This is a genomic window from Paenibacillus farraposensis (genome assembly GCF_020736845.1).
Lineage (GTDB): Bacteria > Bacillota > Bacilli > Paenibacillales > Paenibacillaceae > Paenibacillus > Paenibacillus farraposensis.
On sequence record NZ_JAFFQR010000052.1, the window covers coordinates 1 to 258 of the forward strand.

The 258-nt window shown below is 38.8% G+C and carries 1 pseudogene; it reads right to left on the reverse strand.

The features are described 5' to 3' along the window. Positions 1–258 (reverse strand): annotated as a pseudogene (locus tag JO375_RS08620) (hypothetical protein); the annotation flags it as partial.

The window sequence follows — 258 nt, forward strand, 5'->3', positions numbered from 1 at the left end:
CCTTTTTTATGACTAACTACGATATCCCCACCATAAAGTTTAACGTCCTGTTCGCTGGCGAATGCTTTTAAAACTTGCTTTTGTACTTCCACATCGTTCAAATACTTGATGAACTTATCTTGATCCGCTTCGGATAATTTGGAAAACTGCTCTAATGTCTCTTCTGCTCCTGCTTGACCTTTAAGCCAGTGGATGTAGTCAGACGGAGAATTGATTTCAATTTGTTGTTGTGTTTTCGAGGTAGTATGTTCACTGATA